The sequence below is a fragment of the Chloroflexota bacterium genome (assembly GCA_011322445.1).
Taxonomy (GTDB): Bacteria; Chloroflexota; Anaerolineae; order Anaerolineales; family DRMV01; genus DRMV01.
The window spans coordinates 1-20,313 of record DRMV01000001.1 but is presented as its reverse complement, the minus strand read 5'-3'; the positions used below and the strand labels follow the sequence as shown (position 1 = coordinate 20,313).

Sequence of the window (20,313 nt, the reverse complement as noted above, 5' to 3'; positions counted from 1 at the left end):
AACCGGCGAGGGTAGAGGTGCCACGCATAGGGGCATCACCTCCTTTCGGTGGTTTGCCCAATTTGCGAGGCGGCAAGTGCCGACCGCAGGGGCCGGCCATCCTGCGGTCGGGCCGCCCCTACGCGGCGAGGGTTCACCCTCGCCAGTGGACTGCTAAGGTACTAACGCCGCGAACCCCGCGCCGAAGGCACGGCCACGGCGTGTAAATGTGAAGTGTACGGCATGAACATGGCCTTGACGGTAGAAGTCGCGGCGCATTGCGGCAATCCGTTGACGGTGCTAATCCGCAACGTCGTGTGAGCAAGTTGCAATACGGGGTCTCCCTGCAAGTCCTGGGTAAAAACGGCCACCGCGGCGCGGCGCGAGGTGTAGGTAACTTTGGGTTCGAGTTTGCCGGTTTGCTGGAACTGCCGCACCTGCTCATAGATGGACGCCTGCGCCAGAGCCTCGCACGCCGCGCTGGTGGCGTCTTCCAGTCGGGTATCGGCATAGAACAATCGCGCGCCATCCAGCAACAGGGCAATCAGCGGAAGCACCACGAAGGCCAGCACCGCGGCCGTCCATGCCAATGCCGAACCGCGTTCCCACTTTCGCCCGTCCATTACCAACCCTCATGCCGAAAGGTGGCCGTAGAAACGCCAGTGAACTGCGGTGGGGTATGCACGCCAAACAGCGCCGTCAAGCCGCTGAAGAAGTTAGGCACTTTGTAGGCCACGTTGACCGTCACGCGTCCGCCGCGCGCGTTGCTGGCCTGCACGGAGACCGAATAGTCGCCCACAGGGGCCACGGCGATACGCTGCCGGGCAGCGGCAGCGGCCACACCCGCGGCGTTGCGCTGCGCCACCGACCCCATGCGAGCGCCATAGTGGGCCGCGTTGGTTGCCATCATGCTCGCAAAGCCCAGCATGGACAGATTGAACAGTCCAACCGTCAGAAGGATAAGCAGAGGATACACGAAGGCGGCTTCTACCAGTTCGCCGCGCCGGTCAGCAAGCCATTGGCGCAACATACCCCACCCCTCCCGCTTACAGCATGGAAGCCACATTCTTGAACGTGTTGGCAACCGCCGTACCAGCGGGCGTGAGCCCAGCCACGGCGATGAGCACGAAGAAGACAATCAGTAGCGCCTTCTCGTCCAGTTCGCCGCGCCGGTCAAGCAGGTATTGAAACAAAGCCCACATGCAACACCTCCGAGGGGGAGAAAGTGAAAAGCCGCCCTGGGGGGGCGGCCTTAAAACAAAAGGCGCACTACGCCCAAGGTAGTACGCCACGCTTTGATTTTATAGCAACTCCGCGCGGCTGTCAAGAGATGCACAAACGAGAAAAACACCGCACCCACCAGTGCCCCAGGCAAAGCGGGCGCTCGACGGTCGTGAACAACCAGCCGCCAGGCCACGAACCACGCCGCCATGCCAACCCATGCCGCCAGTGAAGCCTGGGGACGATACAAGGCGATTGCAGCGAGGGCTTTGGCGTCTGCTCCCCCCATGCGAGCGACGAAGCCCACAATCAACCACCCCAAAGCCCACAACCAGGGGGCTGAACCGCCCATCGTCAGGCGATAGACCACGCCTGCCGCCAACAGGCCAACCAGCACCCAGCCGTCCACCTCCCGCTGCCGGATGTCCTGCACGGCGGCCACGGCAAGCAACAATCCTCCCACAGCCAACAACGCCAGCCTTACCACACCCACGGTATCAACCTCCAACGCACCCGCTCGGCGTAGCCGCGATAAGGCGCGCCCAAAATGGCTTCCTCCCAACGTATCCGAAGCGCCACCCCCACGACCAACGCCGCGAACGCCAGCAGGTTGCGCCATGTCAAGGCCAGCGCGACCACAGGGAGCACGCTCAACAACTCCCCCGCGTACATCGGATGGCGCAGCCAGCGATACACGCCGCCCGTCACCAGTCCACGGTCGGCGGGGGCAATGGCAAAAGACCGCCCCAACCGCACCAGCGCGAGCAGGGCGAGCCACACCCCGACCAGTCCCACCGCCTGCGCCCACCACGGCGCGGCCGCGGGCGGCCTCATGGCCTGGGGAGCCAGCGCAGCAAGCCAGGCCACCCCTTTTTGCACGAGACTACCATCCCTGCGCGCTGGTATGCGGCGTAGCAAGAGATAGGCCGCCAGGCCGCTTTGCAGGCACAGGGAAAGCGAAAGCAAAAGCACGGCGGGGTGGTGGGCAGCATACCAAAACTGCCCCGCCGCGAGCAAACCCCAGAACAACGCCCCTACGACGTCAGCCATCGCTACCCCCCGCTAAACATCCGGATGACCGGCGCAGCGAAGGCGAACAACAGCAGCGCCACGAAGGGCATGAAGTAGAACACCGCAGCGGCCACCACCAGTTTGCTGTCCAGCGTCTTCGCGGCCTGCATCACTTCCTGATGATGCTCCCGTGCAAGGGTTTGGGCAATGTCCACCATCAACTGCGCGCCCGAAACGCCCTTGCGCGCTACCATGTCCAACTGACGCACAAACGCCCGCAGCCCGGGCAGGTTTTTGGCTTCCTGACGGGCATACTCCACCAGCGCGCCCTCCACGGGAGGGTTGGAGAACACAGGCCGCCCCGTGCGCTGGGCAAAATCCAGCGCCTCGGCGAGGAAGCGCCCCAGCGGGTTGTGGCCTTCCGCGGCGCGCATCAACGCCTGCTCTGCGGAATTGCCCGCGGCCATTTCCGCAGCGATGAAGCCTGCCGTTTCAGGCAACACGCGGTGCACCGTGCGATACACACGGCCGGCGCGGTTTTTCACCCTCAGCAGCGGGTACGCGCCCAACAACAGCGGGGAAAGCCACAGCGCCAGGCCGTGCGCCCGGAACGCAAACACCGCGGCGTAGCCCAGCACGGTGTAGATCACCGCCTCCCCCAACATGCGGGAGACCGTGACGCCCTGCAATTGCCCTGCACGCTGCGCCCAGCGGATATTTTCCTGCCACTCGGACACCTTCAAGGGAATGGGAGAATGTGCAGCCACCCAATCCCCCAACCGTTCGGTAAAGGTCTGTTCCTCGGCGCGCGGCTTGAAATCGGCCAACTGCCGGGCCGCCGTGCGTCCCACCTGCACGGCGTCCACCAGCCAGTAAGCCGCCAGCCCCATGAACAAGGCAGCGACGAAAGGCGCGCCTGCATCCAGAACACCCATGAGCGTGGTCATAGCACCTCCGCAATCTGTCCCTGAATGTACCAGTAGCCCACCAACCCCCACAGTACAACAAAGAACAGCCCGACCTGCACCGTGGGATTTCGTAACATCGCGGCGCTGCTGGGCGTCGCCAGCACCACCAGAAACGCGCCCCCCAAAGCCAGCAGGATGACGCGGATGGTACTCCACGCCTTCGCTGCGGTTGCCATCGCCTCGGCGCGGCTGTTGAGCAGCGTCGCCAGGTTTTCGGCGCTCATGCGGAACGCATGAATGTATCCCGCGCCGCCCGTGCGCCACATGCGTTCAATCGTGGCGACCACGGTGTGCAGCGAAGGGGAGATAATTTCGGCTTCCGCCAGCGCGGGAGGGAACGCCTGCACCCCGCGCATCTGGATGTTTTGCACCAGTCCCCGCAGCCATGTTTGCAGGGGGCCGGGGGAAAGCGAAGCGACCACGTCGTCCAACGCCTGCAGGGGGTCATTGTTGACCTGTATCGTGGAGGACAGGCGAGTGAGCAGTACGGGAATTTCGGCTTCAATGGCCTGGCGTTGTTTGTCCCAATGGCCGCCAATCCAACTGCCCACCCCCACCACAGCCGCCGCGGGAAGGGCGAGCACCAGCATGACGGGCAAGCGGTAGGTCACCCCAAGCCCCACGGCGACCAGGGAAAGGGCCGCGGTAGCGCCCCAGCGGTAGAGGCTTTCGCGCCCAGGGGGAACGTGAATACCCACAGAGGCAAAAGCGAGGCGCACCTTATAAGCCTCTGTACCCATGTCCGCGGCGGTCGCGTCCGCAACGTAGCGTCTCCCGCCAGCAACCACGAAGTCGGTCAGGGTGCGCGACGTGCGCCGCGCGCTCACAGCGTCCACCAGCCAGTACACGGCCAGCCCTATCAGAGCCGCGCCCCCAACGCGCAGGAACGAAAAGAGGGTGGAAACGTCCATGCTCATACCGCTTGCTCCTCTACAACTTCGGCCAAAACCTCAGCAGGCGCAAGGGCGTCCCACTGGGTACGGGTGCGAGTGATCTTCCCCATGCCCTCGTCGCCAATGGCGTACAACTGGCGAAACTTCACGTTGCCTCCCTTCATGCCCGCCACCTCCCACACGCCCAGCACACGCCGCCGGGCGTTGTGCCACCCCACCTGCACCACGACATCCACGGCTTCCTCGAAGATGCCTTTGGCGGGTTCAAAGCGCACTTGAGCATCGCCGAACATGATGAGCGAAAGGCGTTTTACCGCCGCGTCGGGGGTTTCGGCGTGGAAGGTGGAAAGGCCGGGGTGGTCGCTCATCTGGGCGCGGAACAAGGCCAGCGCAGCCCTGCCCGTCCGCACCTCGCCCACGATGAGCCAGTCCGGGCGCATTCGCAGGGCGTCGTCCACACCGTCCGCAATGCGGTACGGCGGGACGGATGAGCCGGGTTGCGGATGGCGGGCTTCCAGCGTGACGACATTGGGGTGCTGCAACCAGATTTCTTCAGGGTCTTCAATCTTCACCACGCGGGCGTCCAGCGGGATGCCGCCGTTGGCAATGGCCGAGAGGAAGGTCGTCTTGCCTGTGGCCGTGCCGCCTATCACCAGCACGCGGGAGCGCAGGGATACCGCACGCAGGATTTCATCCATCACAAAAGGGGGCGTCGTTTCCCAGGCAATGATTTGTTCGGGCAGCACCGGCCTGGGTTCGAAAAGCCGAATGCTCAAAACGGGATACTCGCCTGGGGCGATGATGGGATGTACCGCCTTCACCCGCGCCCCGCCCATCCCCTCGAAGCGGGGCAGTTTGGCGTCCACCGAGGGGGTGGCTTCGGTCAGGGCGCGGCCGGTAACGCCCAAAATGGCTTCCACGGCGCGCCACGCTTCCTGTACCGAGGGCGTGTAGTCGTATCGCTCCATCCGCATTTCGCCCTTGCGGTTGAGCCACACGCTGCCATCGGGATTGAGGGCAATTTCCACCAGGTCGGTACGGTTGGGGGGCAGCAGGGCGTCCAGAAAACCAAAGCCGCCCACCGCAGCGGCCACCTGCTGGGCAAGGTACTCGACCAGCGTGTCGGGCGCTGTGAAGCCCATCTCGCTAACGACATTTTGCACCGCGGCGCGCGCCTTCTGCTGCATTTGGGCGCGGTTGCGGGTCACGGTCAGAGGAAGACCGCTCAAACGGGTTACGGCAGCCTCAATGACCTGTTGCTGCTGTTCCTCGGTCATGGTGTTGGTGACGTTCAACCATCCGCTCATAGATTTACCTCACACACGCACCTTGATGCCCAGAAACCGATATTCCTTGCCCCGGCGAAAGCGTCCGTTGCCGTTGCTCCCTGCGGGGGCAAGGGCGGACACCAAGGGGTTGAGGGCGCGGGCAAACTCGGCGCTCACGGCGATAGGCAACTGACGGGCGTCCTGCGCCCGCCCCACGGCGGGCAGGTCGGGGATTTCGGCCAGTACAGGGGGGAACCCCCGCCCCAGCAAATCCGAAGCCGCAGCGTGCCATTCCTGGGTGCTCAGCCGGTTGCCCGTCCTGTTGAGCACCACATGAACGCCCGTTGCGGTGATGCGATGCCTGCCGGCCAACCGCTCGGTGACGGTGCGGTAGGCTTCCACGGCGCGCAGCACGCCTTCCAGCGAGGGCCGCGCCACCAGGACGAGGGTGTTGGCCGCGGCGATGGCGTTGGCCGCAAGGCTGGAAGGCGGGGCGTCAATCACCACCAGCCCGTAGCCCATGTAGGCCGCGGTGGTCACAAGGTTGGGAATATTGGAAGGCGCATCTGCGGGCAAACTGGTGAGACGGGCTTCGGAGAGCACGTCAGGGAAACCCGCGAGGACGTCCAGGTTGTCCCGCTTCTGAATGGCCTCTTTGAGGCCGTCCGCGGTGGGATTGGCAAGCCATTCTGTGATATTGGGGCGCGGTTTCAGCCCCATGATGAGGGCGAGGTCGTCGGGCGCGCCCAGGCCGATGAGCAGCGTAGGGACGCCGCGCTGGGCGGCGGCTGCGGCCAGGTTGGACGCGACGGTGGTCTTCCCCACCCCGCCTGCCTGGTTCCAGACGGCCACGCTCTTGAAACCCGCCACAGCGTTCCCGCCGCGGCTTGCATTCCAGATTGCGCCATCCTGAAGCACAGCGGCCTGGGCGTTAGCCACGATGGTATCGGTGAGGGTCTTCAAATTGTCGATGTCGCCCACGTAGGCCGCCTTCACCGTGGGAAAAGCCTGTACCTGGGGTACGGCGTCTGCCCCTTCTGGCGGCAGCACCACGTAGGCGTCCACCTGCACCCCGCCCAGAAAATCCAGCAGTTCTTTGGGGCCGGGAAAAACGGTGCCGTCGAGCAGCAGCGCGTGGGGATGGGCAGCCAGTTTCGCCGCCAGGTCGTCCGGCGTTGTCGCCACGGACACCACACGCAGGCGAGGGTCATCGCTCAACGCCGGCCCCCACACGTTGAGGCGCGCGGGCGGCGCGGCAATCAGCACGGTGGCTTCACCCGTATCCTCCGGCTGGGGCGTTTTCCACGTGCCGCTCATCATTGGCCTCCTTTCGGGGTTGGGGTGGGCGTAGGCGCAGCGGGCAGCACCACGACCTGCGGCACGAACACGCCTGAAGTGGTCATGGGTTTGGCGTTTTGCGGCATAAGGTACAAACTCAAATGCACCCCATCCGCCATTTTGAGGGCGCTCAACAGTTCCACCAAGTTGACGGGTACGGTTTCCTTGCCCGCCCCCCAGGTCGCGAAGTCGTACACCATCTTGACGGGTGCGGCGGGCACGGCCAGAACGACCGTTCCCTGCCGGGTCTTAGTGGGGCCTGCGCCTTGCACCATCAGTCCGCCTTCTTCCTGCTGCTGGACGTCGCCGCGCATCTCGGCGGCCTGGAAGTCGGGGGAGATATACACCACACGCAGGGGTTCAAAGAGGACTTTGGCATAGTCGCCGGGGTTCTGCGGCACAGGCGGCGGCGCGGGGGTGGCGTAGTAACCGGCCTGGTCGTTCTCCCCCTGTGGCTGTTCTTCTCCGTTGCCAAAGAGAGGAGCAAAAACGGTGTTCGTGAACGTGTCGGCGTCAAGCAGCGCCACCACCCCCACCCTGTCACCAGGGCGCAGCATACCGGCGATACCCGCGGGGTCGTCCACCTGCAAGGCCACGCCCCTTTCGTTGGCGTTCAGTTTGACCGCCGGCGCGCCCAGCATGGACGCCCGCAGCAGGTCGCCTTTCGCGCGGGGCACGGCCAACTGCTGCCCCGATACCTGCTGAGGGTCGGTGAGCGCGTCTGCGGGTACGGCGGAAACGGGCAGGGTTTCGGTCGTGACGTCGTTGGCCGTCAGGATTTTGCCCGCGTCCAGCGGGTGAGCAGCCACAAGCACGCTGGCTGTTTGCTCGCCGCGGGAGAGCATGAGCACCACCACGGCAACGATGAGCGCAATGCCGATTTTGAACCATTTGCTACGCAGCATAAAACAAACCTCCAAAGTCAGGCGTCAGGGTCGGGTCGCACTTGCTCCAATGAGAGCCTGCGCCCTTTCAGGCGCAGCATGGCGGCGACGTCGGCGAAAGGGCGCAAATCCACATCCACCACCTCTTGCTGCCGATTGATCACCACCACAAGGGTCGGCTTCTCTCCCTCCGAGACGTGTTTCAGGAGCGTTTTGGCGGCTTCGACAAGGGCGTCATTGGACATACTTCACCTCACGGCGCTGGGGTTGGTGTTGGTGTTGGGGTTGGTGAAACTGCTGTTGCCATCCATTCGGGCGTGATTGCCCACCACCCCGCCGTGGGCGTGGGCGTGGCGGTCGGGGAAGCCAGCACAGGGGCGCTCCACAGCGTGGGCGTCGCGGTGGGTTTCCCCCAGGGTACTGGGGACGGCCATGCCAGCAGTATCAACACAGCGGCTACAAGCAGCAGGAAAAGCAGCAGGGGAAAGTGTTTCATACCGCAAGCCTCCCAAGTTTGCGGGCGATTTCCTCGTCGTCGGGTTCGGGAACGTCCAGCATGAGAGGGCGGTAGAGGATGGGGCGCTGGCGGGCGCGGTCTTCGTCATACGGGAAACGGCCAATCGCCATGCCAATCCCCATGTCGGACAGGAAACGCCGCCATTCCTCATCGCGGAAGCCCTTTTCCGAGCGTGCGAGGGCAGATAGTACGATGTCCTTGTCTTTGGGCTGTTTCAGGAAAGCAATGCTCAAATTGTTGCAGGAAGAAACGATGTCGGGGGGTATCAGGCTGGGAGCCTGGGTAATGATATGCAGCCGCACGCCGTACTTGCGGGCGTCGCGGAACATATCGCCAAACCGCTGCGCGGCGGAAATGCCCTCGGTGTCGCTGCTGTCCTGCTCGATGCCGCCGAAAATCTTGTTGGCTTCCTCGAAGAAAATCTGCAAAAGCGGTTCATCGGGGGCGGACAGGTGGCGCACCCGCCGCGCCATCATGTCGGTATAGAGATGCCAGCCCAGCCAGCCCAACAAGAAGGCTTTGCCGAAGTCGTCGAGGAACGAGCCGCCCTCCACCACCAGCACCCCCCACGGGCGCGCCATGTCTTCCACGGGCACGACGTCCGTGCCCGAAGCGAACAGGCGGGACGCCGCGCCCTGCACCAGCGGGTTGAGGCGGTAGAGGATACCTTCCAGAACGCCTTGCAGCATGGTATCCCGCGGGGGGACGTCCTGTAACTTGGCTTCCACCTGTTTGTAAAGGTCGGACAGTCCAACCCTGCTTGACCGCAGCACCGCCACGGCCTGCTTTTGCTGCCAGGTCAAATCGCCCAGGGGGGTATTCGCGTCCACCCCCACCGCGTCGGCCTCATCTGCGCGCACCCTGCCCCACACAGGATCATTGCGGATTTCGGGGTCGTCCACCAGCACGCCTGCTTTCAGGTACACGGTACGCAGGGCGTCTAACAATTCCTGCTTTTGCCGCCGCACGCCCAGTTTGGCAATGCTGCCGAAGATGTCGGCGAAAGCCCGCCACTGGGTTTCGGGGTCAATGTTGCGCCCGATTTGCAACGGGTTCCAGCGCAAGGGGCGCGGGGCGTCCGGCCACAGTTGGCGGATGTCCACATGCCCTTCCAGCCCTGGTGCGTTGAGCAGCGCGCGCCAGCCCGCCCCGAAGTCCAGCACCACGGTGCGGGTGTGCCAGTGCAGCGTGGTTTCGTAGGCCATCCGCACCGCCGAAACGGATTTTCCCCAGCCGGTATCACCGGCGAACATGGTGTGAAAGAGATGCTTCTTGTCCAGCCGGACAGGGGCATTGGTGAGGTCGTGGGTGGTGGGGCTGTATTGATGCCCCAAGACCACGTCCCCCGGCATGTCGGGGTAAAAGCCCATCCCTTCGGGAATGGGGGCGATAACGGTGACTGCGCTGCCTTCTTCCAGCAGGGAAGGGGCGGTGTAGGCAGCCACCTGCCCCGCGGTGAGTAACGTGTCGTACTTGTGCCAGAGAATGCCGTGGAAGGGGTCGCCGTCTTGGGGACTATCCTCCCACGGCAACAGGGCAAGGGCATGTAAACGCAACTGCTCCTCATCCTGGGGGTCTGGCGGGATGGTGAGCACAGGCGTGGGCACGTTGGGGCCGTGGAACGCCTGCGGCACCAGGCTCTCGGCGGCGGCAGCCGCCTCATCGTCCTCGGTGAACAACAGCGCGCTGGTCATAAAGCCGCCCTCGGCGCTGGCCTGATTGAGCAGCCCTTCGAGGCCACGCAGGATTTCCGTGAGGCGAATGGCGGTGTCGTCTTCCGTTTGCCATGACCGGCCAACAGATGCAGACGGCACAAGGCCGCCGGAAAGCCCCGCGCCCCACACCGCGCCCGCGGCGTTCCCCGCGGCCACGGCATTCGCATTGCCCTCGGTGTGAGAACGCCCCCAGTTCTGGCTCGTGCTATCGCTCTGGCTCACGGTGTCGCTGTGCCCCCGTGAGGTGCTCCAAAAACTGGAAACCGATGTCGCCTCGCCGTGGCTCTTGACCTGGGACGTTCCCCAGGCTTCGCCGCGGCTCACCGCGTGGCTGGTGGTGTCTGCCGTGCCGTGACTGACGGCGTGTCCGGTGGTACTGGCAACAGAACTCGAATTCGCAAGGCCGCTGGTATACGCTGTGCCCGCTCCCGTGCTCAACGCTCCGCCGGTGGTGGTGGTATTCGCCGTGCCCTGAGTGGATGCCTGTCCCCAACTCAAACCTTGAAGTTCCGCGACGCTCTTTTTGTACCCGCCTTGGAGGATGACGAAATCGCCGCTTGCGTCTCCGCCCTGTTGCAACGTGGCACTATGCTGCCGCGCCCAATTGCTCGTTTGGGAACTACTATTCGTGAGCGATTGACTTTGGGACACCGTGCTCGTAACGTTGCTGGAAGTGGTAGCACTGCCGCTTTGGGTTACGCCGTGAGCGACGGTGCTGGAAGAACTATCGGTCACGCTCTGGCTCGTGGTGTGGGCGACGCCATCGGTCACGCTGCGGCTTATGCTGTGGCTCTGCCCGTGCGCCACACCATTGCTGACGGTGTGCGTCACGCCGCCGCCTGTGGTTTGTGTAATGCTATCCGTATGAGCGGTGCCGTGGGTATGCCCCACCCCCCACCCCTGGCTGACACCCTCGGCCGTACTGTGGGTTTGGGAATGCGCCACGCTCTGCCCCGCGCTGACGCCGCGGGAAAGCGCCGCCATGATGGGGACAGAAACCCCAAAGCCAATGTTGATAGCCCCCCGTTGCCGCGACGCCACGATGGAGGCCACCTGCGCCACACGCACCAGGGCTTCCGCCAAACGCCTGCGGGAGACGTGCGCCGCGGTCGTCTGGAAGATGAAGTTTCGCTGCAATTTTGCCAGGCCGCGGAACAGGATTTCGTTCTGCTCGGCGGCCAGGTCTGCGCCCGTGTTGTTGGGCAATTCCCCATCTTCCCCCAGCAACCCCCGCCGTGTCTCACGGGGGTCGGGATGCCCCAGCAAAGCCAGTATGCGCTTACTGGACATCACGAAGTCCAGATACCACGCCATGAACTGCGTTTCGGGGGGCACGGTCTGGGACTGCGGGTAGTTTGCCAGTGTTGCCAGCACCGCGGCCAACCGCTGCCGCGCCAGCCGCTCCGCTTCGTCCAGCGTGTCGCCATTGGCTGCCGCCCCGTAGAACTGCACGATGCCGACGTGGTCGGGGCGATAGATGCCCAGGGTGGAGTACACGAAATCTACGCCCGCATTGTAGAGGCCGCGCACGGCTGCCCACTGCTTCCCCAACAAGTCGTAATCCTCTTTGCTGCTGATGGGGATGACAGCCAACCGATGCAGCAGTACCGCGCGGAAAACCTCCCGCCCGTCGTTTTGGCGAAGGCGAAACCACATGATGGGTTGCCCATCCCTGTTTCTAATCCCGTTGTCCACGACCGCAATCATCGCTCGCTCCTTTGCGCTGCAAAGCGGCCAATCGGCCTAAGCCTCCTATACCCTCGGCCAATCGGCCACTCCGACCTATTGGCCGCTTTCCACCACCTCCAGCCGCACCGTCACCGGCGGCCGCATGGTCAGCGGCGCGTCCTGAATTTGCAGGGTGTAGGTGGTCTGGTCGGCGAAGTCCGCGGGAATGCGGAACACCAGCGTCCCGCTCGTCCTGCCGCCTGGGGGAATGGTGACCAGGGACATCAGCGGCGCGCCCACGATGGGGATGGGCATGACCTGTTCCGCTCCGCCGTCCAGCAACACCGCGAACCAAATGGGCGCATAGTCCACCGCCGCGTTGTTGGGCGGGTTGTCTATCGCGACGTCCACCGCCAGCCAGCGGTAGCCCGGGCTGGGGCGGAAGCCTCCCGCCTGTTCCACCCACCGCACATTTCGGAAGGTGAGATGCGCCCCGCTTTGCCCCGTGACCTTCACGGCATGGCTAACGCCCGCCTCCACCGTACCCACTGGCGTGGGCGTAGGCGAGGGGGTGTTCGTGACCACCGGCACGCCCTCGTCCAATCCTTCCGCTCCCTCCCCCTCCGCCGCGGAAGCGGCGGGCATGGCCGTAAGGGCTGCTTGCAGGTGGGCGACCTGCGTCTGGATAGCCTGCAAGGCCGCCGCCTGCGCGGTTGCAGCGGGTTTCCAGACAGGTGTACCAGGCGCAGCGGGGCGGGGCCGCTGCGCCTGACAGGATGCCAGCAGCAGCAGGAAAAGCCACACGAAAAAGGTGATGCGTTTCATGGCTCAATCCTTTCCCCGCGTGCGGACGGTGGTAATCAAGTCTTCCGGCCTGCTCACCGGAGGATGAGCAAAGACGGCCTGCGCCAGCATTGCCAAAAATCCCAGGGGGTAAGCATACAGGGCGATGGACGCAATGATTTCCAGGTAAGCCTGTCCGCCCCCCAACATTTCGGGGGGCGCTGACGCTACCAGCGCGTAGTAGGCCAGCACCCCCAGCACAATCAAGCCGTACAGCCCCAATCCCTGAACGATGCGCCAGTACAACAGGCGGGGGTTGAAGCGTTCCAGACGCAGGGCGGCCAGCCCTGCCCATGCCATGCCTGCGGCCAGCGCGCCAATCGCTGCCGGGCTGAACACCACTGCGCCCAAGAGCACAACCGCCGAACCCAGCAGCCAGCGACGATGCTCCTCTGCCCCTTTCTGCACCACGGGATGCAGGTACAGGGCGGCAACGCCGCCGGCCAGCGCCAGCAAGTACCAGTGCTCCGCCGCGGTGTAAACCACGGCCAGAAAGCCGTTCAGCGTCCAAATCAGGGGGAGATACCAGGGGTGAGGCATGAGGTTCGTTGGGTAGTTGGGTAGTCAAGTAGTCAAGTAGTCAGGGGGGCGGGTGGTCGGGCAATTAGTTAGTGGATGAGGGTCGTTTCCAGCAAGTACACCGGCACGGAGAACCACTTGACCGTCTTCTGACCGTCCGCCTGCTTCACCTCGACCTTGAAGTCGTAAAAGCCGGGGTCGGGCGGGTCGATGTGGACGGTCAGGGCGGCGCGGTACCCAAGCCCGCGGCTTTTCACCTTGAACGGCAGGGGGTACTGCCCTTTGATATACGCGCCGGGGTACACCTTCGCCAGTTCGGTCGCGATCCACTCGCGGCTGCTCTGGGCAAGTTGCACTTCCAGCACCCGAAATTCCACAATGCGCTGCTGCCCCGCACCGCGCGGACAGTTGTTGGTCTTGCGCCCGCCAGACGCTTTGAAGGTCACGTCCACCCCCGTTTTGAGGGGGTCCTGCCCGATGACCACCGGATGCGGCGGGTTGTAGGGCACGGTGTCGGCGTACAGGGACGGCGCGGCGTAGGTCGGGGTGCATGTCACTGGCGCAGGGCGCGGCGTCGGGCGCGGTGTGGGACGCGGTCGTGGGCGTGGGGTTGGGGGGGAAGCAGGCGGCAACATTGCTCCGTCGGACAACGGCCATGGGACGAATGCCAACGTCCGTCCCATCTGGCCGCCACCTTTCAAGCCGGGCAACCCTGATGGGTTTGTCAGTACCATCCAGGGGCGATGAACATAGTCGCGCGGTTGAATTTGCTCGCGCCAGGAATAAATGTTTTGCCGGGGCGGGGTGTACCGCGTGCGCGGAAAGGGCAAGTAGCCGCTGCTCCCACCGTTGCCATAACCGTGGCCGGGCGGCAGTTGGAAGCCCGCCTCACCAACGCTCACCACGACCGCGGCGACAACCACCGCAGCAAGCAGGGAGAAAAGGATCTTTCGCTTCATGGAACACCTCCGTGCAGGGTTAAACGCCAAACGCCCCGCGGGCACGGGGCGCGAAAAAGGCGCACTACGCCCAAGGTAGTACGCCACAACCGCATTTTACAGGACGCGGGAAACCCTGTCAAGTTCTGGACGGCCAGGTGTTCGTGGGCGGCACGCGCCGCGTGGACGCGGCCAATCGGCCGCAGGAGGCCGGTAGGCCGCCGGACGTCCCACTGGCCTATTCGGCCTGCGCCCCTAAACCACGCCCGATAGGGCGATGGTGCGGGGGCACAGGCCGTTAGGCCAGCCCTGCCCATGCGGAAGTCGTTAGGCTTCCGCATGGGCGCTTTCCCGCTTTCGGGGTTCGCCGAGAAATTCCACATAGCGCACCGCCACCGCTGCACAGGGCTTTCCTCGCTCCCAGAAGGTGCGGAGCGTCCCGCGCACATTGGCCTGAACGGTCAGGGTTTCGGCGCGGTAGGCTTCGAGCAGCGCCAGGGCCATCTCTGCCTGTCGCCCTTCGAGCACCACCGCGTGCCGCTCGCCCAGGTAGGGCTTTCCCGTGGTCATGTCCGCATCCACGACAAGGGACACTGTGCCGTTGACCCGCGCCTCTCGCACATGGTCGCGGCGCAGGGTTAGCCAACCTTGCAAAGAGACTGTATTGTTGCTCATAACTGCCCGCCTCGAAAAGTTTTGATTTTAGCCATCTTGCTTTTGAGAGTTTTTGAGAATCTTTGAGAACCCGATTTTTCGCCGAATTTCAGCCCACCAGGGCTTCCACCGCACGGGCAAGGTCGCCCGCGCTCGGCTGAACATAAATCCGCGTGGTTTGCAGGTTGGCGTGGCCGAGCAAGTCGGCCACTTCCTGCAGCCCCGCTCCGGCGTCTATCAGGCTCTTGGCAAAGGTGTGCCGCAGTACATGGGGCGTTACGCCGTCCAGTTTCGCCTCATGCGCTACACGCTCCACCGCACGCTGCACGGTGCGCGCCGTCAGCCCTTTGCCCACCGACCACAGCACGGCGGCAGTGATCCCCGTCTCCCCACGGGTTTCCAGCCACCGCTTCACCGCCTTGCGCGCTTCCGCGTTCAGCGGCACCACCCGCTGCTTGTTCCCCTTGCCGCGCCGCACCAGCACGCCGCCAGCGCGGGCGGTCAGGGTAAGGTCGGCTTCAGTCAGCCGCACCACCTCCCCAACCCGCAAGCCGGTGTTGAGCAGGAACAGCACCAGCAGGGCGTCCCGCTCATGGACTATCCACCGGCGCGAGTACAGCCCGCGGGCGGTTTGTAAAATCTTTTCCGCTGCCCGTTGCAGGGCGTAACGCTCCCGCTTGGTCAGCCAGCGCGGGCCAGACGCGACCATCCGCACTTTGTGAACTCCTGCCGCGGGATTGGCCGCAATCTGTCCTGATGCCAATGCCCATTGCAACCACTCCCGCAACGAGGAAAGTTTGCGGTTCACCGTGGCGGCTTTCAACCCCCGCCGTTGCAGCCAGCCGCGGTATTCCCGCACGTCCGTGGGCGTCACCGCCGCAGGCGTCAGTACCTCGCCGTTGGTCTGCTCGAACCAGCGGCCAAAGGCTTCGAGGTCGGCCAGGTAGCCCCGCACAGTGGCCGGAGCAAGGTCACGGGCAAGCAAATAATCACGAAAACCGTGGAAGTCAGGCATTGCCGTCCTCCTGCACCACGAATTGCACCCTCACCGGCTTGCCTGCAAGGCCCGCCAGTTTGCGTTCCAGGGTCTTGGTCAGCCGCTCCGCCAGCCATTCGCGGGCGTAGTCATTGGCCGCGGCCACGGTCAACACAGCGTTCCCTCCCCCGCCGTTGGCGTCGGCAAAAGCCAGGGGAAACGCGGGGCGTACCCAGGTGTTGAAGGCCGCTTTGGGCATCTCCATCCGCAACTGCCCCTGAACGACCTGCCACCACCGGCGCACGGGCGCGGGCAGGTCGGGCGGAGGCGCTGGCGGCGAGGGTGCGTTGGGCGTGGCCGCGTCGTCCGGGTCTGGCGGCGCGTAGTCGCCCAGGTATCGCTGCACGGGGTCAGGCTCCCGCGGCGGGTAGCCGGGGTCTTCCCGCAACACCGCCCGCAGCAGCGCCGCCGACCACCCCTTGCGCTGCGCGTGCTCGACCCACGCGCGCACCCTCGCGGGATCTTGCTGCCATGCCGCGGCAACCTCGCCCATGCCGCCTGTCCAGCCCAGGGCTTTGAGGGCGTCTCGGATTTCGTTGGGCAGGTCGGCAGCAGCAACAGCAGCATCAGCAGCCGCGGGCTCCCCAAGGTTAAGTGGGGTGTTTTGTTGTTGTTGTAACCTTGCGTTAACTTGGGGCGTTAACTGGGACGTTAATTGGGGCGTTAACGTTGCGCTTAAGGGCGCAACACCCGTTGCGCTTAAGGGCGCAACACCTGTTGCGCTGGACGAAACACCTGTTGCGCTGGGCGCAACACCCCCTGTTGCGCTGGGCGCAACACCCTGTTGCTCTGGACGCAACACCCCCTCCCCCGCCTGTGGCTCATCTTCGGCAGTTTTAGAGGGTTCGTCTTCTGCTTCGGGCGGCGTTTCTGCTGCAAAGTCGTCTTCGGGCTGGTAGTCAAAGCGCACCTGAATACGGTTCGTTCCCCTGCTCCCATCGGTGTTGTACTGAGGCAGCACGTTCAAGTAGCCATGTTCCGCCAGCCATTTGATGTGCCGACTGACCCTCGACCGGCTGACGCCGAGAAGTTCGGAAAGCGCCCGCAAGGACGGATAGCACCAGCCGTTTTTGTCGGTGAACAATCCCAAAGCCGCCAGGGTGCGAAACACAGGGGCGGGCATGTTCTTGTCAGTTACAGCGCGAACGGGTATCACACTAAAGCGTTGTTCGCCCATCATGCACTCTCCTCGGTCAGGTAACCGGCCTGAAGCAACGCTTTCAGGCAATGCCGAATTTCATCCGCCTCCCCTACCCCGCGCCGCGCCAGGTCATCGGCCTCGATGCCCTCAGCGGTCAGTTCGGGGTGGGCGAACAAGTACGCCCACAGGCCTTTTGCGGCCAGGGACAAACGGGGGTCGTCAAGCGCCTGCCTGGGCACGGCGACCATCGCTTCGCGTTTGACTACGCGGATAATCTCGTCCGTCATGCCTTACCTCCCTCGAAAAGCCGCCGCAAGGGGGATTGCCCTGGCCGGAACGTGTGCTTGGGGTACACCCGCACCAGCAGGCTCTCGTCTTGCTGCCCTTCGACGCTAACCTCCCCCGCAGCGGCCAGGTTGTCCAGCGCGCTCTGGACTTCCGTCAGGGTCATGTTGCATTTGCTTCCCAGGTTGCCCAGGTTGACCACGGCATAGCCGTATTCATCGGCCTGGTTTGCCACGGCCAGCAAAACCAGTTTGTGAGCAGGGGGACTTTGACTTTCCCAGGCTTTTTCAAAGGCTTCAAACGACATCTTTTCGCTCCTTTCGGTTTGCCCGTATCTCGCCCGTAAACGGCTTCTAAGCCGCCTTTCTTTCTGGCCTACTTGGACATCAAAGACGATTTTTCAGGGGGCTTACAGGCGTTTCTGTGCAATGTTGTTGAACGGCGGTTGAACGGTATTTTGAACGGCGGTTGAACGGGGCTTTGAACGGCGGCTGAACGTCCCGTTCAGGTAGCCGTTTTTCACCATCCGTTTTTCCGCGAAATCCTGCCCGAAATTTGCCATCGGGTCACCACGGGGGCTTTGCGAAATACCAGACGACCGCTTTCGTAAGCCGCCAAACCGTGGCTCAATAGCCGCACCAGCACCTCGCCAGGCGTGAGGTCATGCTGCTGCGCTAATTGCTGCACACGCTCTTGCCAAAGACGTACGTTGTCCGGCGTCATGCGGTATCCCAGCCACATGCTGCCTTTGCCTGGCCTTGTTCCTTTGCTGCGCGGTGCGCGCTTTGCTTTTCGCCAGCCTTCGCCAACTTCTTCCCAATCCAATCGCATTTTGCGGCCTTTTGGGTTGGGTTGGGGGGTCAGGATTAAGCGCCCACGTTCAATATCAGCCCACGAAAATTCCAGGAAGACACGGGCAACCTCGCCCGTGGTGGTAAAGAAACCTTCGTCTTTCGACAGGTTTTCGGCCAAGCCCTTGATGGCTGCCTGGACTTCTTTCGCCCGTTCTCGTACGTGCACCGGCACCCAGCACCGCAGCACAGGGTTCGCCTTTTCCCACGCCCGATTGCGCTTTGCCCTGCGCCCGCGCAAATGCGCGCCTGCTTCCGGCGCAGCAATGGATTGCACCACGGGGTCGGGGGTGGTGGGGGAGGGTTCCATGTCCATCAGGTTCTTGCGCTGCTTCTTGCTCATGTTCACTCACCTCGCTTTCAGGACGGCTTGCACCAACGCGCTGTACTCACGGGCGGCGCGGTCGGTGGGGGAACGCTCGAATACCGTTTGCCCGTAGGCCGGGCTTTCGGCCAGGCGCGCGGCAAGATGAATGGGCGGCAGCACCAGGGCTTCGCCAAACCTGTGCCGATAGTCGGCCAGGGTTTCGGCGTGTTCGCGCACCCGCTCGCGGTACATGGTCGGAAGAATGCCGAACAGGCCGCCTTGCCAATGGTGCTGCTTTTTGAGGCCGGTGAGGGTTTGTACCACTTTCTGAATGCTGTTGGCGCTCAGCGGTTCGGGGGCTGCGGGCACGATGACCCAATCCGCAGCCCACATGGCCAGCACTTGCAGCCGGTTCACCGTGGGGGCAGTGTCAAGCACGATGTAGTCGAAATCCCTTTCAAAACGCTTCAACGTCTCGGCCAACCAGGAAACGGCAGGGGAGGGGAGCGCCGGTTCGACGCCAGCCAAACGCTTCGAGGCGGGCAACAGCCGCCAGCCTGGGCGCACTTCTTTCATCTGGGCGCGGATGTATTCCGTTGCGCCTCTGTCCAGGCCCATCGTCAGCAGGAAGAAAGCGCCGTCCGCCGGGGGGATGTGCATGGCAATGCCCGCTTGCGCCTGGGCATCCAAATCCACCAACAACACTCGCTTGCCTGCCAACGCCAGGCCGTGCGCCAAGTGGATGGCCGTGGTGGTTTTCCCCACGCCGCCTTTCTGGTTGGTGATGGTGATGATGCGGGTCATGGCCTCTCCTTCCTCACTTTTTTCCATGTCAGGCGGGCTTCGCCGAAGTTCACCAGCAGGCCTTCCGCTCGTCCGCGCCAGGCGCTCAAATAGGCTTTCACCTGCCGCACATGGGCGTCCGTCAGGGCAGGTTCGGCCTTCAGTTCCACCACCACCGTTTCCCTGCCTCGCCGCACCACCAGGTCGGGGCGATAAATCGCCAGCACCACGCCATCCTCGTCCCGCAGGTGAAGCGGCACTTCGGGGCGCACGCCCAGCCCTTTGCGTTCCAGCGCGGCTTGCAACGCCCGCCGATACACCTTTTCAGCGTGCCAGGGGCCTAACTGGCGATGCACTTCCATCGCCGCGCCAACGATGGTGTAGGGGAGGTCGGGGCGCTTCGTCATGCTTCCTCCTTCCGCACCACAGACCACAGCGGCAGCGGCGCACCAAAGGCCAGCACCAGCCCGCGGGCAGGGCCGCGCCATGCGGCCAGGTACAGCCCCATCCGCTCGCGGCGGTCGGCGGGGACGGCCTCCGCCGCGCTCACGCTCACCAGCAGCGCCTCGCGCCGGCCATTCCGCACCAGCAGGTCGGGACTGCCCAAGTAGGTGCTGTGGCCGTACTTCCCGTGTACCCGCACCGCAGGCCGGGAGAGCACCCGCAAGCCCGCGCGCTGCAATTCGGCGCGCAGGGCGCGGTTGTACTCGGCCACGCCGTGGCCCGGGCCAAGACGGCGATGCACGCGCTTCGCGGCTTCGATGGTCAGGGAAAGGGGCGTCTTACCCGCCAACCCACACCTCCCATACCAACAGGGATTTGTCCCGCTCTACGGGCAACCCCAGGGCTTCCGCGGCTTGAATGACCGCTTCCACGTTGCGGCCTTTCGCGTGGGGGTGCAGCAGCACCTTCCGCGGCGGGCGTCCGTGCTTTTCCGTGTAGTGCTCGACGACTGTTTCGAGGTCTTCCGCGGGTTTGATGCGGTCGAGGACGAGGGCAAAGTATTCCTCGCTGGGGGTCGTCATCACTCTATGCCTCCAGGAACACTTCGGGCACGGTCTTGTTGGGGTCGTAGTCGTATTCCCGGACGGCGCAAGCCTCGCACACGAAAACGCCGTCCTCTACCTCAATCATCTCCGCGGGGTCGAACTTCTCCCCACAGAGGGCACAAGGTTTGTCTTGGAGTTCATCGGGTTCGTTCATGGTTCCACCTCACACAGGTACTTCGCATTCACCCACCCGTCCACGGGGCGGATGATGTGTATCCAGGTCGCGCCGTCATCTGCTTTCTCGGTCACGCCGTCCACGGTCACGACACGCCCTTCGTCCAGCACGAAGAACGCCCAGCATTGCACGCCTGGGCAGGCCCGCACGTTTAGCGCGCCTGTGGGGTAGCCGGTGCAAACTACGGCTTTCGCCGTGGCGTTGCTCCCTGTGCTGACCGAGGTTCCCTCGGCGCGCGGGGCGAGGGAGGGGGAGGGCGTGGGTGCGAGA

25 protein-coding genes are annotated in these 20,313 nt (G+C 64.0%); all 25 read right to left on the bottom strand.

Features of this window, described 5'->3' with window-relative positions; all coding sequences use genetic code 11:
* Positions 1-161: 161 nt before the first annotated feature.
* Positions 162-602, bottom strand: a complete 441-nt coding sequence (locus ENJ54_00125) for a hypothetical protein (GenBank protein HFC08254.1) — start codon at positions 600-602, stop codon at positions 162-164.
* Positions 602-1,006 (bottom strand): pilus assembly protein, encoded by a 405-nt coding sequence (locus ENJ54_00120; protein HFC08253.1) that lies wholly within the window; start codon positions 1,004-1,006, stop codon positions 602-604. Before ENJ54_00120 ends, ENJ54_00125 begins: the two co-directional genes overlap by 1 nt.
* Positions 1,007-1,231: 225 nt before the next feature.
* Entirely contained in the window at positions 1,232-1,693 is a 462-nt protein-coding gene (locus ENJ54_00115; protein HFC08252.1) for a hypothetical protein, read from the bottom strand.
* A complete protein-coding gene (locus ENJ54_00110; GenBank protein ID HFC08251.1) occupies positions 1,681-2,250 on the bottom strand; it encodes a DUF1295 domain-containing protein in 570 nt (189 codons plus the stop codon). The genes ENJ54_00115 and ENJ54_00110 overlap by 13 nt, the downstream gene beginning before the upstream one ends.
* Before the next feature lie 2 nt (positions 2,251-2,252).
* Positions 2,253-3,158, bottom strand: a complete 906-nt coding sequence (locus ENJ54_00105; protein HFC08250.1) for a hypothetical protein — start codon at positions 3,156-3,158, stop codon at positions 2,253-2,255.
* Positions 3,155-4,096, bottom strand: coding sequence for a hypothetical protein (locus ENJ54_00100; GenBank protein HFC08249.1), 942 nt, complete (start codon positions 4,094-4,096; stop codon positions 3,155-3,157). Before ENJ54_00100 ends, ENJ54_00105 begins: the two co-directional genes overlap by 4 nt.
* Entirely contained in the window at positions 4,093-5,349 is a 1,257-nt protein-coding gene (locus ENJ54_00095; GenBank protein HFC08248.1) for a CpaF family protein, read from the bottom strand. The genes ENJ54_00100 and ENJ54_00095 overlap by 4 nt, the downstream gene beginning before the upstream one ends.
* A 39-nt stretch (positions 5,350-5,388) precedes the next feature.
* On the bottom strand, positions 5,389-6,657 hold the full coding sequence (locus ENJ54_00090) for a ParA family protein (protein ID HFC08247.1): 1,269 nt from the start codon (positions 6,655-6,657) through the stop codon (positions 5,389-5,391).
* Positions 6,657-7,583 carry a Flp pilus assembly protein CpaB gene (gene cpaB / locus ENJ54_00085; protein HFC08246.1) on the bottom strand — a complete coding sequence of 309 codons (927 nt, stop codon included), beginning with the start codon at positions 7,581-7,583 and terminating at the stop codon, positions 6,657-6,659. Before cpaB ends, ENJ54_00090 begins: the two co-directional genes overlap by 1 nt.
* Before the next feature lie 17 nt (positions 7,584-7,600).
* On the bottom strand, positions 7,601-7,807 hold the full coding sequence (locus ENJ54_00080; protein ID HFC08245.1) for a hypothetical protein: 207 nt from the start codon (positions 7,805-7,807) through the stop codon (positions 7,601-7,603).
* An 8-nt stretch (positions 7,808-7,815) separates the two neighbouring features.
* Positions 7,816-8,058, bottom strand: a complete 243-nt coding sequence (locus ENJ54_00075; protein ID HFC08244.1) for a hypothetical protein — start codon at positions 8,056-8,058, stop codon at positions 7,816-7,818.
* The gene (locus ENJ54_00070) at positions 8,055-11,501 is read right to left on the bottom strand and encodes an ATP-binding protein (protein ID HFC08243.1); all 3,447 of its coding nucleotides are present in this window, start codon (positions 11,499-11,501) and stop codon (positions 8,055-8,057) included. Before ENJ54_00070 ends, ENJ54_00075 begins: the two co-directional genes overlap by 4 nt.
* A 75-nt stretch (positions 11,502-11,576) precedes the next feature.
* Positions 11,577-12,287: a DUF4352 domain-containing protein gene (locus tag ENJ54_00065; protein ID HFC08242.1), complete on the bottom strand. Its 711-nt coding sequence runs from the start codon at positions 12,285-12,287 to the stop codon at positions 11,577-11,579.
* A gap of 3 nt (positions 12,288-12,290) precedes the next feature.
* Entirely contained in the window at positions 12,291-12,845 is a 555-nt protein-coding gene (locus ENJ54_00060) for a hypothetical protein (GenBank protein ID HFC08241.1), read from the bottom strand.
* A gap of 68 nt (positions 12,846-12,913) precedes the next feature.
* Positions 12,914-13,783 (bottom strand): hypothetical protein, encoded by an 870-nt coding sequence (locus ENJ54_00055; protein HFC08240.1) that lies wholly within the window; start codon positions 13,781-13,783, stop codon positions 12,914-12,916.
* A 306-nt stretch (positions 13,784-14,089) separates the two neighbouring features.
* Entirely contained in the window at positions 14,090-14,437 is a 348-nt protein-coding gene (locus ENJ54_00050) for a hypothetical protein (GenBank protein ID HFC08239.1), read from the bottom strand.
* Positions 14,438-14,525: 88 nt separating this feature from the next.
* Entirely contained in the window at positions 14,526-15,431 is a 906-nt protein-coding gene (locus ENJ54_00045) for a recombinase (GenBank protein HFC08238.1), read from the bottom strand.
* On the bottom strand, positions 15,424-16,632 hold the full coding sequence (locus ENJ54_00040) for an ArsR family transcriptional regulator (protein ID HFC08237.1): 1,209 nt from the start codon (positions 16,630-16,632) through the stop codon (positions 15,424-15,426). The genes ENJ54_00045 and ENJ54_00040 overlap by 8 nt, the downstream gene beginning before the upstream one ends.
* Positions 16,629-16,880, bottom strand: coding sequence for a hypothetical protein (locus ENJ54_00035; GenBank protein HFC08236.1), 252 nt, complete (start codon positions 16,878-16,880; stop codon positions 16,629-16,631). Before ENJ54_00035 ends, ENJ54_00040 begins: the two co-directional genes overlap by 4 nt.
* Positions 16,877-17,185, bottom strand: a complete 309-nt coding sequence (locus ENJ54_00030) for a hypothetical protein (protein ID HFC08235.1) — start codon at positions 17,183-17,185, stop codon at positions 16,877-16,879. The genes ENJ54_00035 and ENJ54_00030 overlap by 4 nt, the downstream gene beginning before the upstream one ends.
* Before the next feature lie 212 nt (positions 17,186-17,397).
* Positions 17,398-18,072 carry a hypothetical protein gene (locus ENJ54_00025; protein ID HFC08234.1) on the bottom strand — a complete coding sequence of 225 codons (675 nt, stop codon included), beginning with the start codon at positions 18,070-18,072 and terminating at the stop codon, positions 17,398-17,400.
* 6 nt (positions 18,073-18,078) lie between these two features.
* Positions 18,079-18,867 carry a ParA family protein gene (locus tag ENJ54_00020; protein ID HFC08233.1) on the bottom strand — a complete coding sequence of 263 codons (789 nt, stop codon included), beginning with the start codon at positions 18,865-18,867 and terminating at the stop codon, positions 18,079-18,081.
* Positions 18,837-19,307, bottom strand: coding sequence for a GxxExxY protein (locus tag ENJ54_00015; protein HFC08232.1), 471 nt, complete (start codon positions 19,305-19,307; stop codon positions 18,837-18,839). The genes ENJ54_00020 and ENJ54_00015 overlap by 31 nt, the downstream gene beginning before the upstream one ends.
* Entirely contained in the window at positions 19,223-19,612 is a 390-nt protein-coding gene (locus ENJ54_00010; GenBank protein ID HFC08231.1) for a GxxExxY protein, read from the bottom strand. The genes ENJ54_00015 and ENJ54_00010 overlap by 85 nt, the downstream gene beginning before the upstream one ends.
* The gene (locus ENJ54_00005) at positions 19,602-19,844 is read right to left on the bottom strand and encodes a hypothetical protein (GenBank protein HFC08230.1); all 243 of its coding nucleotides are present in this window, start codon (positions 19,842-19,844) and stop codon (positions 19,602-19,604) included. The genes ENJ54_00010 and ENJ54_00005 overlap by 11 nt, the downstream gene beginning before the upstream one ends.
* Positions 19,845-20,313: the final 469 nt, after the last annotated feature.

Excerpts from the sequence above, each read along its gene's own strand:
- ENJ54_00025 (HFC08234.1), bottom strand. The coding sequence starts at position 18,072 with ATGAGCAAGAAGCAGCGCAAGAACCTGATGGACATGGAACCCTCCCCC.
- ENJ54_00040 (HFC08237.1), bottom strand. The coding sequence starts at position 16,632 with ATGATGGGCGAACAACGCTTTAGTGTGATACCCGTTCGCGCTGTAACT.
- ENJ54_00105 (HFC08250.1), bottom strand. The coding sequence starts at position 3,158 with ATGACCACGCTCATGGGTGTTCTGGATGCAGGCGCGCCTTTCGTCGCT.
- ENJ54_00090 (HFC08247.1), bottom strand. The coding sequence starts at position 6,657 with ATGAGCGGCACGTGGAAAACGCCCCAGCCGGAGGATACGGGTGAAGCC.
- ENJ54_00015 (HFC08232.1), bottom strand. The coding sequence starts at position 19,307 with ATGGCGCGGCCCTGCCCGCGGGCTGGTGCTGGCCTTTGGTGCGCCGCT.
- ENJ54_00005 (HFC08230.1), bottom strand. The coding sequence starts at position 19,844 with ATGACGACCCCCAGCGAGGAATACTTTGCCCTCGTCCTCGACCGCATC.
- ENJ54_00080 (HFC08245.1), bottom strand. The coding sequence starts at position 7,807 with ATGTCCAATGACGCCCTTGTCGAAGCCGCCAAAACGCTCCTGAAACAC.
- ENJ54_00060 (HFC08241.1), bottom strand. The coding sequence starts at position 12,845 with ATGCCTCACCCCTGGTATCTCCCCCTGATTTGGACGCTGAACGGCTTT.
- ENJ54_00125 (HFC08254.1), bottom strand. The coding sequence starts at position 602 with ATGGACGGGCGAAAGTGGGAACGCGGTTCGGCATTGGCATGGACGGCC.
- ENJ54_00095 (HFC08248.1), bottom strand. The coding sequence starts at position 5,349 with ATGACCGAGGAACAGCAGCAACAGGTCATTGAGGCTGCCGTAACCCGT.
- cpaB (HFC08246.1), bottom strand. The coding sequence starts at position 7,583 with ATGCTGCGTAGCAAATGGTTCAAAATCGGCATTGCGCTCATCGTTGCC.
- ENJ54_00110 (HFC08251.1), bottom strand. The coding sequence starts at position 2,250 with ATGGCTGACGTCGTAGGGGCGTTGTTCTGGGGTTTGCTCGCGGCGGGG.
- ENJ54_00065 (HFC08242.1), bottom strand. The coding sequence starts at position 12,287 with ATGAAACGCATCACCTTTTTCGTGTGGCTTTTCCTGCTGCTGCTGGCA.
- ENJ54_00045 (HFC08238.1), bottom strand. The coding sequence starts at position 15,431 with ATGCCTGACTTCCACGGTTTTCGTGATTATTTGCTTGCCCGTGACCTT.
- ENJ54_00035 (HFC08236.1), bottom strand. The coding sequence starts at position 16,880 with ATGACGGACGAGATTATCCGCGTAGTCAAACGCGAAGCGATGGTCGCC.
- ENJ54_00100 (HFC08249.1), bottom strand. The coding sequence starts at position 4,096 with ATGAGCATGGACGTTTCCACCCTCTTTTCGTTCCTGCGCGTTGGGGGC.
- ENJ54_00030 (HFC08235.1), bottom strand. The coding sequence starts at position 17,185 with ATGTCGTTTGAAGCCTTTGAAAAAGCCTGGGAAAGTCAAAGTCCCCCT.
- ENJ54_00075 (HFC08244.1), bottom strand. The coding sequence starts at position 8,058 with ATGAAACACTTTCCCCTGCTGCTTTTCCTGCTGCTTGTAGCCGCTGTG.
- ENJ54_00055 (HFC08240.1), bottom strand. The coding sequence starts at position 13,783 with ATGAAGCGAAAGATCCTTTTCTCCCTGCTTGCTGCGGTGGTTGTCGCC.
- ENJ54_00050 (HFC08239.1), bottom strand. The coding sequence starts at position 14,437 with ATGAGCAACAATACAGTCTCTTTGCAAGGTTGGCTAACCCTGCGCCGC.
- ENJ54_00020 (HFC08233.1), bottom strand. The coding sequence starts at position 18,867 with ATGGAAAAAAGTGAGGAAGGAGAGGCCATGACCCGCATCATCACCATC.
- ENJ54_00070 (HFC08243.1), bottom strand. The coding sequence starts at position 11,501 with ATGATTGCGGTCGTGGACAACGGGATTAGAAACAGGGATGGGCAACCC.